The organism is Mycolicibacterium chitae (assembly GCF_900637205.1).
Lineage (GTDB): Bacteria > Actinomycetota > Actinomycetes > Mycobacteriales > Mycobacteriaceae > Mycobacterium > Mycobacterium chitae.
Map to the genome: position 1 here is coordinate 216,247 of NZ_LR134355.1, position 12,174 is coordinate 228,420.

Below are 12,174 nucleotides of genomic sequence, written 5' to 3' on the forward strand. Positions count from 1 at the left end.
GTCAGCGCGCGCCGATCCCGCGCAGGCAGAAGTTCACCACGTGCTCGATGTCGCGGGGCTCGGGGCGCCGGCCGGCCCCGAAGTAGCGTCGCATGGTGCCCGTGGCGCACTGGAACACCAGTTCGGCGTCGCGGGGCGAACGGCCGAGGGCGGCAATGGGTTCGGCGAGCAGATCCCGCATCGGCGCCATCATCTCGCTGTGGGCGACGCTGCGGTTGGCCGAGGCCGACATCTGCGCGGTGGTCGCGCGGCTGGTGCTCAGCAGGTCCGGGTCGGCCACCTGCTCGAGGACGCCCTCGACCCAGCGGGCGATCTTCTGCGCCGGGTCGGTCTCCTTGGCCATCTGCCGTTCCAGCGAGGCCACCGTGCGCGCCACCCCGCGCTCCATCACCGCCACGAACAACTCGTCCTTGCTGGCGAAGTAGCGGTAGAACGCCTTGTTCGACGAGTTGGCCGCGGCCACGATGTCGCTGACCCTGGGCGTGGCGGGGGCCACCCGCTGCATCACCTCGACGGCGGCGCCGAGGATGCGCTCGACCTCGTCGACGGCGCCGTCGGTGCCCTCGTCGGTACTGCTGTGCGTCGTCATCCCTGCTCACCACCCCTGCGTCCGCGTCCGCGCATGGGCCTTATCGTTGCACGGGCACGTCAATCCATTGGGACCCAGCGGAGGATGATCGGGATGCAACTGCTGTTGATACGGCACGCCCTGCCGCATCGCAGCGAGCACGGCAACGGTTCGGATCCCGAACTGGCCGATGCCGGCTGGGAGCAGGCCCGACGGTTGCCGGCGGCGCTGGAGCGGTATCCGCTGGCGCGGCTGCTCAGCAGCCCGCAGCGGCGGGCCAGGCAGACCGCTGAACCGCTGGGGACGGCGCGCGGGCTCGAGATCGAGCTCGAGCCGCGGCTGGCCGAGTACGACCGCGACATGGCCGGCTACGTGCCCATCGAGCAGTTGCGCAGCGAACGGCCCGAGGACTGGGCCCGGATGGCCGAGGGTCGGCTGCCCGACGGCGTCGACGAGGGCGAGTTCAAGGCCCGGATCAGCGGCGCGGTCGCCGACATCGTCGCCGCCGCCGACCACGACGACACGGTCGCGGTGTTCAGTCACGGCGGCGTCATCAACGTCCTGCTGCACGAGATCCTGGGCACCCGGCGGTTGCTGTCGTTTCCCATCGACTACGTCTCGGTGACGCGTCTGCTGTTCTCCCGCACCGGTCAGGCCAGCGTGGCCGCCGTCAACGGCACCGAGCACGTCTGGGACCTGCTGCCGCGCAATCAGCGCCGCCGCCCGGCTCAGTAGCCGGTCCCGAACTTCCGGTTCAGTTTGGCCGCGCGGCGCAGCTGGAACATCCGCACGGCGCCCACCGCGACGGTGATCAGCCCGCCGGCGACCGCGGCGAACAGGATGGCGACCCCCAACGGCAGGGTCCAGTGCCAGCCGAGGAAGGCGAACGCCGTCGACGCCGTGTTCTGCGCGATGAAGATCAGCAACACGATCAAAATCAGGAAACCCAAGATCAGCGCGGTCCACAGCGCCGCGGCCTTGGTGAACTTTGTTTCGGCGCCGGGTTCCTGCGACGCGGCAGGGGACGGGCCGTCGGGAGTCGGTGGCACACTCGGATCACTGCTCATACCGCCATCTTTGCCCTTTCCGGCAAAGAAGCAAACAGCTTCGCGGTGTGTTCACGCCGCGTCAAACCGCCCCAGATCGCGGGCTCGCCCACTAGTGTCGCCCGAATGACCACGCGGGCGCCACGTTGGGCTGCTGCGCTGCTGGCTCTCGTCCTGGCCGTGTCGGCCTCGGCGTGCGGCAGTTCCAATCCGTTGGGCGGGGGCGCCGCCTCCGGGGATCTCAAGACGGTGGTGGTCGGCTCGGCCGATTTCCCCGAGTCGAAGATCCTCGGCGAGATCTACGCCCAGGCCCTCGAGGCCAACGGCTTCACGGTGGGCCGCCAGTTCGGCATCGGCAGTCGCGAGACCTACATCCCGGCGCTACAGGACTATTCGATCGACCTGGTGCCGGAGTACACCGGCAACCTGCTGAACTATTTCGATCCGGAGGCCACCGCCGCCACCCCGGAGGCCGTCGAGTTGGCGCTGCACCGCGCGCTGCCGGGCGGGCTGGCCATGCTGACCCCGTCGCCGGCCGCCGACGTCGACACCGTCGCGGTCACCGCGCAGACCGCCGAACGCTGGAACCTGACGAGCATCGGCGACCTCGCGCAGCATTCCGCGGAGGTGAAGTTCGGTGCGCCCTCGGAGTTCCTGAGCCGCCGCGAGGGCCTGCCGGGGCTCAAGGAGATCTACGGCCTGGACATCGCCCCGCACAACTTCGTCGCGATCAGCGACGGCGGCGGCCCGGCCACCGTGCGCGCGCTGGTCGACGGCACCGTGACGGCGGCCAACATCTTCTCCACCTCGCCGGCGATCGCGCAGAACGACCTGGTGGTGCTGGCCGACCCGGAGAACAACTTCCCCGCGGCCAACGTGGTGCCGGTGGTCAACTCCCAGAAGATGTCCGACGACCTCAAGCGCATCCTCGACGCCGTATCGGCCGCGCTGACCACCGAGGCGCTGATCGAGCTGAACACCTCGGTGTCCGGCAACGCCGGCATCGACCCGGACGAGGCCGCGCGGAACTGGGTGCGGGACAACGGGTTCGACCAGCCCCTGGCGGACAAGTGATCCATTTCCAGGACGTCACCAAGACGTATCCCGACGGCACCGTCGCCGTCGACCGGCTGACCTTGGAGGTCCCCACCGGGACGCTGGCCGCGTTCGTCGGGCCGTCCGGCTGCGGCAAGACGACCTCCATGCGGATGATCAACCGGATGATCGAGCCCACCTCGGGCACGCTGACCGTCGACGGTCGCGACGTCTCCACCGTGGACCCGGTCAAGCTGCGCCTGGGCATCGGCTACGTCATCCAGAGCGCCGGGCTGATGCCCCATCAGCGGGTCATCGACAACGTCGCCACGGTACCGGTGCTGCGCGGGGAGTCCCGGCGCAAGGCCCGGCAGCAGGCCTACGGCGTGCTCGAACGCGTCGGCCTGGACCCCAAGCTGGCCAAGCGGTATCCCGCGCAACTGTCCGGCGGTCAGCAGCAGCGCGTCGGGGTGGCCCGGGCGCTGGCCGCCGACCCGCCGATCCTGCTGATGGACGAGCCGTTCAGCGCCGTCGACCCGGTGGTCCGCGACGAGTTGCAGGCCGAGATCCGCCGCCTGCAGGACGAGTTGCACAAGACCGTCGTGTTCGTCACCCACGACATCGACGAGGCGCTCAAGCTCGGCGATCAGGTCGCGGTGTTCGGCCGCGGCGGGGTGCTGCAGCAGTACGACCCGCCGGCGCGGCTGCTGTCGAACCCGGCCAACGACTTCGTCGCGGGCTTCGTCGGCGCCGACCGCGGCTACCGCGGGCTGCAGTTCTTCCACGCGACCGGGCTGCCGCTGCACGAGCTGCGCAGCGTCGGGGAGGACGGCATCGCCGCCCTGGCGCTGGCCGCCGGGCAGTGGGCACTGGTCACCAAGGCCGACGGCAGCCCGTACGCCTGGATCGACGCCGAAGGGGTGGCCCTGCGTCGCTCCGGAAAGTCGTTGTACGACAGCACCATCGCGGGCGGGTCGCTGTTCGGTCCGGACGACACCCTGCGGCAGGCGCTGGACGCGGCGCTGTCGTCGCCGTCGGGACTGGGCGTGGCCGTCGGGGCCGACGGCCGGGTCAGCGGCGGGGTGCGCGCCGAGGACGTGCTGGCGGCGCTGAGCGACCAGCGCGAACAACGCGCGCCCCGGCAGGGGTAAGCAGTGCGCTACCTGCTGACGCACCTCGACACCGCCTGGGCGCTGACGGTCGTGCATCTGCGGCTGTCGCTGATCCCGATCGTGCTGGGCCTGCTGATCGCGGTGCCGCTGGGCGCAGCCGTGCAGCGCAGCACCGCGTGGCGGCGGCTGACGACGGTGACCGCCAGCATCATCTTCACCATCCCGTCGCTCGCGCTGTTCGTGGTGCTGCCGCTGATCATCCCGACCCGGATCCTCGACGAGGCCAACGTCATCGTCGCGCTCACGCTCTACACCGCGGCGCTGCTGGTGCGCGCGGTCCCCGAGGCGCTCGATGCGGTGCCCGAGCACGTGCGCGACGCGGCCACCGCCGTCGGCTACACCCGGGTCACCCAGCTGCTCAAAGTCGAACTACCGCTGGCGATTCCGGTGCTGGTCGCCAGCCTGCGGGTGGTGGCGGTCACCAACATCTCGATGGTGTCGGTCGGTTCGGTGATCGGCATCGGCGGCCTGGGCACCTGGTTCACCGAGGGCTATCAGGCCGACAAGAGCGATCAGATCATCGCCGGCATCATCGCGATCTTCGTGCTGGCCGTCGTCATCGACGCGCTGATCATGCTGGCCGGCCGGGCCATCACTCCGTGGGTGCGGGCCACCCGCGTCCGCAGCGGGGCGGCCACATGAACTTCCTCTCCGAGGCGCTGTCGTTCATCTTCACCGCCGCCAACTGGGCCGGGCCGGCGGGCATGACCGCCCGCACCGTCGAGCATCTGCAGTACACCCTGATCGCGCTGCTGTTCTCGGTGCTGATCGCCGTCCCGCTGGGCATGCTCGTCGGGCACACCGGCCGCGGCACCTTCCTGGTGGTCACCGGCGTCAACGCGCTGCGGGCGCTGCCGACCCTGGGGGTGCTGCTGCTCGGCGTGCTGCTGTGGGGGCTGGGGTTGGTGCCGCCGACGGTGGCGCTGATGCTGCTGGGCATCCCGCCGCTGCTGGCGGGCACCTACGCCGGGATCGCCAACGTCGACCCGACCGTCGTCGATGCGGCCCGCGCGATGGGGATGACCGAGTCGCGGGTCCTGCTGCGGGTGGAGACCCCGATCGCGATGCCGCTGATCCTGGGCGGGCTACGCACCGCGACCCTGCAGATTGTGGCGACCGCGACGGTGGCCGCCTACGCCAGCCTCGGCGGTCTGGGTCGCTACCTGATCGACGGCATCAAGGTGCGGCAGTTCCACATCGCGCTGGTGGGCGCCCTGCTGGTGACGGCGCTGGCGCTGATTCTGGACGCCGCGTGCGCGTTCGCGGTGTGGTTGTCCGTGCCCGGATCCGGGCGGCTGGGACGGTGGGGCGGCCGGCTGCCGCAGCCCCTGCTGAGCGACGAGGTGGCACTCGAGGCCCGTACCGGGACCGGTTCAGTCGCTGACCGGACTACGCGCCGACGACCCCGTCGCTTACGGTAGACGGGTGAGTGCTCCCGACAACGCGAAGGACAGCGCCTGGCCGGCGATGCTGACCTGGCGCGCCCATGATTTGCCTCGGATGGAGTCGGTGCGGATTCAGCTGTCCGGCAACCGAATCAAGGCCAACGGCCGCATCGTGTCGGCGGCCACCCCGCAGACGCCGGCCTTCGGCGCCTCCTACGACCTGGTGACCGACGAGTCCGGGGCCACCAAGCGGCTGTCGCTGTCGGTGACGCTCGCCGAGCGCGAGCGGCAGCTGTCGATCGCCCGCGACGAGGAGAACATGTGGCTGGTGCAGGACCACACCGGCCAGACCTCCCGCGCCGCGTTCGACGGCGCGCTGGACGTCGACGTGGTCTTCAGCCCGTTCTTCAACGCGCTGCCGATCCGCCGCACCGGGCTGCACCGGCGCAAGGATTCGGTGACGCTGCCCGTGGTCTACGTGTGGTTGCCCGATCTGACCGTCGAGCCCGTGACCATCGGCTACGCCCGGACCGCCAGCGGTATCAAGCTGCAGTCCCCCGTCGCGCAGACCACGATCACCGTCGACGACGAGGGCTTCCCTATCGACTATCCGGGCCTGGCAACGCGGATCTGATCACCCAGCCGGCCCGGCCGGCCGCGGCGAGTTCGTCGCGCCAGTTCTCCTCGCCGATCGCGATGCCGACGACGTCGGGTCGGGTGAAGCTGTCGTAGCGGGTACGCGCGGCGTGGCCGTGTTCCACCAGTTCGCCCACCGAACCCCTGTCGGCCAGGCTGTGCCGGGCCGCGGTCAGCAACTCGATGGCGCGGTCGAGCAGCGGCAACAGTTCGGCGCTGTTGGTTTCGCACATCGCCCGCACCAGGTCCGGGGCGGTGGCCGCCACCCGGGTGCCGTCGCGGAAGGAACCGGCGGCCAGCGCGAAGGCCAGCGGCACGTCGGAGGCGGTGATCGCCATGGCCTCGGCGGTCAGATGCGGCAGGTGCGAGATGGCGGCCGCGGCGGCGTCGTGTTCATCGGAGCGCGCCGGGACCACGAACGATCCGCAGTCCAGCGCCAGCTGCATCACCTGGGCCCACGCGTGCGGGTCGACGTGGTCGTCGACCGACACGACCCACGGCGCGCCGACGAACAGTCGCCCGTCGCCGGCCGCCCAGCCGGAGTAGGCGGTACCCGCCATCGGGTGCCCGCCGACGTAGCGCGCCAGCAGGCCCGCGTCGGCCACCGCATCGAGGACCGCCGCCTTGACGCTGATGACGTCGGTCAGCGGATTGTCGGGGGCCCTCTCGGCGATGTGCGCCAGCATCGTGGGCAGCGCCGGCACGGGGACCGCGATGACGATGAGCGCCCCGGTCTCGGCGGCGCGGGTCAGCGTGGCGTCGATGTCGGCGGAGGCGTCGAAACCGTCGGCCGTGGCGGCCTGGACGCCGTCGATCGACCGGTTGTAGCCGAAGACCGGGCGGCCCGCGGCGGCCGCGGCGCGCAGCAGCGAGCCGCCGATGAGACCGAGGCCCAGGACGCAGACGGGGGTGGCTGTCACGCTGTCCAGATTGGCACACCGGCGGCCCGGGTATCGATCGCCTGGTCAACCGGTAGGTCTCGGACTACCGTTAGCGCGCATGGGCCCCCAGAGGTCGAAGCAGGACGTATCCACCGACGCCGGCAGCACCGACGGCTTCGGGGTCGCGGTGGTGCGCGAGGACGGGCGGTGGCGCTGCACGGCGCTGCGCGGCAAGGCCCTGAGCAGCCTGACCGCGGCCGAGACGGAGCTGTGTGAACTGCGCAGCGCCGGTGCGGTGTTCGGGCTGCTCAATATCGACGACGAGTTCTTCATCGTCATGCGGCCCGCGCCCGGCGGCACCCGGATGCTGCTGTCGGATGCGACCGCGGCCCTCGACTACGACATCGCCTCCGACGCGCTGGACAACCTGGACGCCGAGATCGACGACGACGACCTTGAGGATTCCGATCCGTTCGCCGAGGGCGACCTGGCGGTGCTGTCGGACCTCGGGCTGCACGAGGACGTCCTCAACGCGATCCTGGCCGAGACCGACATGTACGCCGACGAGCAGATCAGCAGCATCGCCCGCGAGATGGGGTTCGCCGACGAGCTCTCGGCGGTGCTGGACAAACTCGGCCGGTGAGCCGCGTTCCCGACGACGAGTCGCTGATCCGCGCGGCGCTGGCGGCCGCCGAGGCCGTCGGCCCGCGTGACGTCCCGATCGGTGCCGTCGTCGTCTCCGCCGAGGGGGTGGAGCTGGCCCGCGCGGCCAACGCCCGCGAGGCGCTGAGCGACCCCACCGCGCATGCCGAGATCCTGGCGCTGCGCGCGGCCGCCGGGGTGCTCGGCGACGGCTGGCGGCTCGAGGGCGCGACGCTGGCGGTGACCGTCGAGCCGTGCACGATGTGCGCCGGCGCGCTGGTCATGGCCCGCGTCGCGCGGGTGGTGTTCGGGGCGTGGGAGCCCAAGACCGGTGCGGTGGGCTCGCTGTGGGATGTGGTGCGGGACCGTCGGCTCACGCATCGCCCGCAGGTCCGCGGCGGTGTTCTGGCCGAGGAGTGCGCGGCGCCGCTGGAGGAGTTCTTCGCCCGCCAGCGCTAGTTGCGTGCTGGGGTCCCCTTGCGCGAGCGTGCGTGTCCGCGGCCGCCACGCCGATGGTTTTCCGTAGTTTGCGCCCGCTCGCCACCAGCGCCGCCGAGAGTGCCGCCGAGAGTTCTTCCGGGGTCGTCCCCACGCCGAACGCACAGCCCTGGCCGCAACCTCGCGCGCAGGTCAAGCCGCGATTATGTGCGCACGGACCGCGGCCGGTAAGCTGCCCCACGGTGGCGTGTCCGAGCGGCCTAAGGAGCACGCCTCGAAAGCGTGTGACGGGTAACCCCCGTCCGTGGGTTCAAATCCCACCGCCACCGCCAGAGCCCCTCGCCTGCGAACGCAGGTGCGGGGCTTTTTCATGCCGGGGGCAGAGATGCCTCCTCGTGCCCGCAGACGGTTGTAGACGGGTCTGTCCACACTTGAAATCGTCGACCAACTTTTCAAGCTTGGATCGGCAACCTTGAAATTACCCGAGTAGATTTCAAGCTTGGATCGCCCTGGAGTGTTGAGCAGCGGGACGGGATCAGATTAGGTGCACAGCCCCGGACCGCCCTCGCCGGCCCACACCGCTACCAGAGCACCGCGATCCCGGCCGTGATCAACACCAGCACCCCCACGGCATAGAACATCGCGCGCGGGACGGCCCGCCCGGTGCGCTTCTGCCGCGCCCCGCCGGTGCCGATCAGCCCGCCGATGATCACCAGCAGCACCAGCTTGATGCCGAGCTTCGGGTAGTTCAGCTCGATCCCGGCCGGCCACGGCGCGGCCAGCGCCAGCCCGGACAGCAGCGACACCAGCAGTCCGTAGTCCATGACGCGGCTGACCCGGAAGCGGCGGGACACCAACTCGGTGATCCAGGCGCCGAAGAGGGTGGCGAACCCGACGAGATGAACCAACACAACTACGTCGCGTAGTAGTTCCATGTCGCAGATCGTACGTCCAAACCGCGCAACATTTACGTTACGTCGTGTAACTATAAAAAGGTGACCGTCGACGAGGCCGCCGCCCGGGGCCGCCCCCGCGACCCGCGCACCGACCGCGACATCATGGCCGCCACCCGCCGACTGCTGGCCGAGGACGGCTACGACCAGCTGAGCATCGAGTCCATCGCGAAGGCCGCCGGCGTCAGCCGCCCCACCGTGTACCGGCGCTGGCCATCCAAGGCACACGTGGTGTTCGACGCCGCCTTCGGCGAGCCGCAGGCCGGCGAATTCCCGCCGCAGAGCGGGGATTTCGACACCGACCTGCGCACCTTCGTCGCGGCCGCGCTGGGGTTCTGGCACGACCCCGTCGTCGAGGCCGCCGCGCTGGGCATCCTCACCGAGCGGCACCGCAACCCGGATCTGCGCATCCGTACCCAGCAACTGCTCGACGAGCGCACCCTCACCGGCTTCCGGAACCTGGTGCGCGGCGGTATCGAGCAGGGCGCAGTGGCCCCCGACGTCGACGTCGACACGTTCTATCAGGTCCTCATCGGGACCACCTTCTACCACGCCCAACTCGGCGGCCCCGCCGCAGACGACCTCGCGGAACGCCTGTGCGCCCTGGTGATCCAGGGCATCCGCGCCACCCCGAACCGAAAGCAGGACCACCGATGACCGAAGCGCTGTCGACCGCCTTCAACGAACTGCTCGACGAACTGCGGGCCATCGAGCGCAAACTGCTCACCGCGGACCCGCCGCTGAGCGAACCCGATCTGCTCGACGGCTACCGCCTTACCTTCAGCCTGCTGCGCGTCACGGTCGACGCCTACGTCTGGGGCGACCGGGACAACCCCATCCTCACCGACGTCATCGGGCCGTATCTGAAGTGGGGCGGCGACAATTCCGACGCGTTCTACCAACTCGCGCCCCTGGACCCGAACCGGACCTACCGGGTCACCGGCAACCGCGGCGACGCCGTGTACCTGTCGATGACGGTCTACGGCGGCCCCGGCGGCGGGCAGTACAGCAACCGCATCGTCGGCACCGTGAACGACCGCAACCTGGAATTTGACGTCGACGGCAACTTCGAGTTCGTGCTGAGCCCCGACCCGCAGGACGGCACCTGGCTGAAGCTGGACCCCGACGCCGAATTCGCCCTCACCCGCGACTATCTCACCGAACCGGGGACCGGGCGCCGACCCGAGTGGAAGATCGAGGCGCTGGACCCGCCGGCGCGCCGACACGACAGCGCCGAGGACCTGACCCGACGCCTGAAAGCGGCGAAAACCTGGCTGCGCGAACAGGTTTCCTTCCTGCCCAGCCGGATCGGGCCGCCCAACGAGATCCACGAGCCGTTCCCGGTGCCCGAACACGCCTACGGTTGGTCGGCCGCCGACGCGGCCTACGCGATGGGCGCCTACGAACTGCAACCCGATCAGGCGCTGGTGGTGACGGGCACCTCCCCGGAGTGCGTGTTCTGGAACCTGTGCCTGTGGAATCCGTTCCTGCACACCTTCGACTACACCTACGAACGCGTGACCATCAACGGCGCGCACGTCAGCTACGAACCCGACGGCTCGTGGGAGATTGTCGTCAGCGACCGCGACCCGGGGCACCCCAACTGGGTGTCCACCGCGGGGCGGGCGACCGGGCTGATCTGGCTGCGCTGGTTCCTGCCCGAGCAGACCCCGCCGCGCCCACAGTGCCGCGTCGTGAACCTTGACCAGGCAGCTCGATGACCACCTCGCCCACACCGGTCCGGTTCACCGACCTCGCCGACCCGGTGTATTCCGAAGCCGCACAACCGATCCGCGACGGCCTGGCCGCCTACGGCGCCACCCTGCGGCTCGACCCGGACGCGCTGTGCGCGACCGCCGCCGAGCGCGCCGGCCTGCAGGACTGGGGTGACGGGGCCTTCCGCGACCGCCTCGACGTGCTGTGTACCGCGCTGCGCCAGGAGGCGGGCCTGTCCGCGGCGGGCACCGCGATCGTCTTCGAGCAACTGGTGGGCAACCTGGTCAACCGGCTCCGCCTCGAGGCGCTCGTCCAGCAGCACCCCGAGATCGAGGATGTCGCCATCGAGCGCCCCATCATCATCTGCGGCCTGCCCCGCACCGGCACCACGCACCTGCACAACCTGCTGGCCGCCGACCCCGCGCTGCGGCATCTGCCGTACTGGGAGAGCCTGGAACCCTTCCCGACCCCCGAACCCGACGATCCCGAGCCGCGCCGGCAGCGCTGCGCCGCCGGGCTCGACCTGGTGCACACCTCGATGCCGGACTTCCGCCGGATGCACGACATGACGGTCGAGCACGCCCACGAGGAAATTCAGCTGCTGGCCAACGACATTGCCGGCATGCTGTTCGAAACCACCTACTACGTACCGAGTTTCGCCGCCTACTACAAGCGGCGCGATCAGGGGCCGTCGTACGCGTACCTCAGGCGCACCCTGCAGGCCCTGCAATGGTTGCGCGGCGGCCGCCGGTGGGTGCTCAAATCCCCGCAGCACCTCGAACAGTTCCCCACCCTGGCCGCGACGTTCCCGGACGCCACTTTCGTTGTCACGCACCGCGATCCCGTCGAGGTGACGACGTCGATGCTGACGATGATCTGTTACGCCGCCCGGATGTCGACCGTGCGGCCCGACCCGGCCACCCTGACCCGGCACTGGTTGGGCCGCATCGGCGATCTGCTCGACGGCTGCGTGCGCGACCGCGACGCGCTGCCCGCCGCACAGTCCATCGACATCCGGTTCGACGACTTCATGGCCGACGAGGAGGGCACCCTCCGGGCCATCTACGAACGCGCCGACCAACCCTTCGACGATCAGGTCCGCGCGGCGATGCGGGACTTCCTCGCCGAGCATCCCCGCGGCCGCCACGGCGGGGTCGTCTACGACCCGGTGGCACTCGGCCTGGACACCGAAGCGGTCGCCGAGCGCTTCGGGGCCTACCGGCGCCGCTTCGTCGATCGGTCATGATGATCGGATGACGGTGAATCTGGATCTGCTGACCCCCGGCATCGAGGTCGCGCTGGTGACCACCCGGCTCGACGAGATGATCGCGTTCTACGAAGGCTTCCTCGGGCTGCAACCGCAGGGCGAGGTGGATTTCCCGGGTGGCTCGCAGCGCCGCTACGGCGTCGGCACCGGGGTGGTGAAACTCGTCAGCTACGACGATCCGCCGCCGGCCCCCGCGGCGCCGGGCGGCGGGCGCGCCCAGGCCGGGATCCGCTACTTCACCATCGGGGTGAAGAACCTGCGGGAGGTCGCGGCCAAGGTTGCCGAATCCCCCTACGAACTGGTCGAACCGCTTACCGAGTTCGCCCCGGCCCCCGGCATGGGCTGGCTGTTCGTCGCCGACCCCGACGGCAACCACCTCGAGTTTTTCGGAACGCTGTGATTCGGCCGGTGAACCGGCTCCGACGCGGGTAGTAA

At 70.2% G+C, this 12,174-nt stretch carries 16 protein-coding genes and 1 tRNA gene; 13 read left to right on the plus strand and 4 right to left on the minus strand.

Annotated elements, in window-relative coordinates; genetic code table 11:
• Position 1: 1 nt before the first annotated feature.
• A complete protein-coding gene (locus tag EL338_RS01020) occupies positions 2-589 on the minus strand; it encodes a TetR/AcrR family transcriptional regulator (protein ID WP_126332037.1) in 588 nt (195 codons plus the stop codon).
• Positions 590-682: 93 nt separating this feature from the next.
• On the opposite strand from EL338_RS01020, the gene EL338_RS01025 reads away from it, so the two are divergent.
• On the plus strand, positions 683-1,303 hold the full coding sequence (locus tag EL338_RS01025) for a histidine phosphatase family protein (RefSeq protein WP_126332038.1): 621 nt from the start codon (positions 683-685) through the stop codon (positions 1,301-1,303).
• Here the strand turns inward: EL338_RS01025 and EL338_RS01030 are convergent.
• The gene (locus EL338_RS01030) at positions 1,297-1,635 is read right to left on the minus strand and encodes a LapA family protein (protein WP_126332039.1); all 339 of its coding nucleotides are present in this window, start codon (positions 1,633-1,635) and stop codon (positions 1,297-1,299) included. The genes EL338_RS01025 and EL338_RS01030 overlap by 7 nt on opposite strands.
• 105 nt (positions 1,636-1,740) lie before the next feature.
• Here EL338_RS01030 and EL338_RS01035 point away from each other — a divergent pair, with 105 nt between their 5' ends.
• The 5 genes from EL338_RS01035 to EL338_RS01055 are packed head-to-tail and all read left to right on the plus strand — an operon-like array spanning position 1,741 to position 5,840.
• The gene (locus tag EL338_RS01035) at positions 1,741-2,688 is read left to right on the plus strand and encodes an ABC transporter substrate-binding protein (protein WP_126332040.1); all 948 of its coding nucleotides are present in this window, start codon (positions 1,741-1,743) and stop codon (positions 2,686-2,688) included.
• Positions 2,685-3,800 carry an ABC transporter ATP-binding protein gene (locus tag EL338_RS01040; protein WP_126332041.1) on the plus strand — a complete coding sequence of 372 codons (1,116 nt, stop codon included), beginning with the start codon at positions 2,685-2,687 and terminating at the stop codon, positions 3,798-3,800. Before EL338_RS01035 ends, EL338_RS01040 begins: the two co-directional genes overlap by 4 nt.
• Before the next feature lie 3 nt (positions 3,801-3,803).
• The gene (locus tag EL338_RS01045; protein WP_126332042.1) at positions 3,804-4,463 is read left to right on the plus strand and encodes an ABC transporter permease; all 660 of its coding nucleotides are present in this window, start codon (positions 3,804-3,806) and stop codon (positions 4,461-4,463) included.
• Positions 4,460-5,242 carry an ABC transporter permease gene (locus tag EL338_RS01050; RefSeq protein WP_126332043.1) on the plus strand — a complete coding sequence of 261 codons (783 nt, stop codon included), beginning with the start codon at positions 4,460-4,462 and terminating at the stop codon, positions 5,240-5,242. The genes EL338_RS01045 and EL338_RS01050 overlap by 4 nt, the downstream gene beginning before the upstream one ends.
• 46 nt (positions 5,243-5,288) lie before the next feature.
• Positions 5,289-5,840, plus strand: a complete 552-nt coding sequence (locus EL338_RS01055) for a putative glycolipid-binding domain-containing protein (RefSeq protein ID WP_126336609.1) — start codon at positions 5,289-5,291, stop codon at positions 5,838-5,840.
• Here EL338_RS01055 and EL338_RS01060 read toward each other — a convergent pair.
• The gene (locus EL338_RS01060; protein WP_179967147.1) at positions 5,806-6,762 is read right to left on the minus strand and encodes a prephenate dehydrogenase; all 957 of its coding nucleotides are present in this window, start codon (positions 6,760-6,762) and stop codon (positions 5,806-5,808) included. The two genes, EL338_RS01055 and EL338_RS01060, sit on opposite strands and share 35 nt — an antisense overlap.
• Positions 6,763-6,841: 79 nt before the next feature.
• Here EL338_RS01060 and EL338_RS01065 point away from each other — a divergent pair, with 79 nt between their 5' ends.
• From EL338_RS01065 to EL338_RS01075, 3 genes are all read left to right on the plus strand, one after another.
• Positions 6,842-7,366: a tRNA adenosine deaminase-associated protein gene (locus tag EL338_RS01065; RefSeq protein WP_126332045.1), complete on the plus strand. Its 525-nt coding sequence runs from the start codon at positions 6,842-6,844 to the stop codon at positions 7,364-7,366.
• The gene (locus EL338_RS01070; RefSeq protein WP_126332046.1) at positions 7,363-7,824 is read left to right on the plus strand and encodes a nucleoside deaminase; all 462 of its coding nucleotides are present in this window, start codon (positions 7,363-7,365) and stop codon (positions 7,822-7,824) included. Before EL338_RS01065 ends, EL338_RS01070 begins: the two co-directional genes overlap by 4 nt.
• A gap of 220 nt (positions 7,825-8,044) precedes the next feature.
• A tRNA-Ser gene (locus EL338_RS01075) sits at positions 8,045-8,135 on the plus strand.
• Positions 8,136-8,384: 249 nt separating this feature from the next.
• Here EL338_RS01075 and EL338_RS01080 read toward each other — a convergent pair.
• Positions 8,385-8,738, minus strand: coding sequence for a Fe-S protein (locus EL338_RS01080; protein ID WP_126332047.1), 354 nt, complete (start codon positions 8,736-8,738; stop codon positions 8,385-8,387).
• A 60-nt stretch (positions 8,739-8,798) separates the two neighbouring features.
• Between EL338_RS01080 and EL338_RS01085 the strand changes: the two genes are divergently transcribed.
• The 4 genes from EL338_RS01085 to EL338_RS01100 are packed head-to-tail and all read left to right on the plus strand — an operon-like array spanning position 8,799 to position 12,139.
• Positions 8,799-9,413 carry a TetR/AcrR family transcriptional regulator gene (locus tag EL338_RS01085; protein WP_235666335.1) on the plus strand — a complete coding sequence of 205 codons (615 nt, stop codon included), beginning with the start codon at positions 8,799-8,801 and terminating at the stop codon, positions 9,411-9,413.
• The gene (locus EL338_RS01090) at positions 9,410-10,477 is read left to right on the plus strand and encodes a DUF1214 domain-containing protein (RefSeq protein WP_126332048.1); all 1,068 of its coding nucleotides are present in this window, start codon (positions 9,410-9,412) and stop codon (positions 10,475-10,477) included. Before EL338_RS01085 ends, EL338_RS01090 begins: the two co-directional genes overlap by 4 nt.
• Positions 10,474-11,718 carry a sulfotransferase family protein gene (locus EL338_RS01095; protein WP_126332049.1) on the plus strand — a complete coding sequence of 415 codons (1,245 nt, stop codon included), beginning with the start codon at positions 10,474-10,476 and terminating at the stop codon, positions 11,716-11,718. Before EL338_RS01090 ends, EL338_RS01095 begins: the two co-directional genes overlap by 4 nt.
• 7 nt (positions 11,719-11,725) lie before the next feature.
• Positions 11,726-12,139: a VOC family protein gene (locus tag EL338_RS01100; protein ID WP_126332050.1), complete on the plus strand. Its 414-nt coding sequence runs from the start codon at positions 11,726-11,728 to the stop codon at positions 12,137-12,139.
• Positions 12,140-12,174 lie beyond the last annotated feature (35 nt).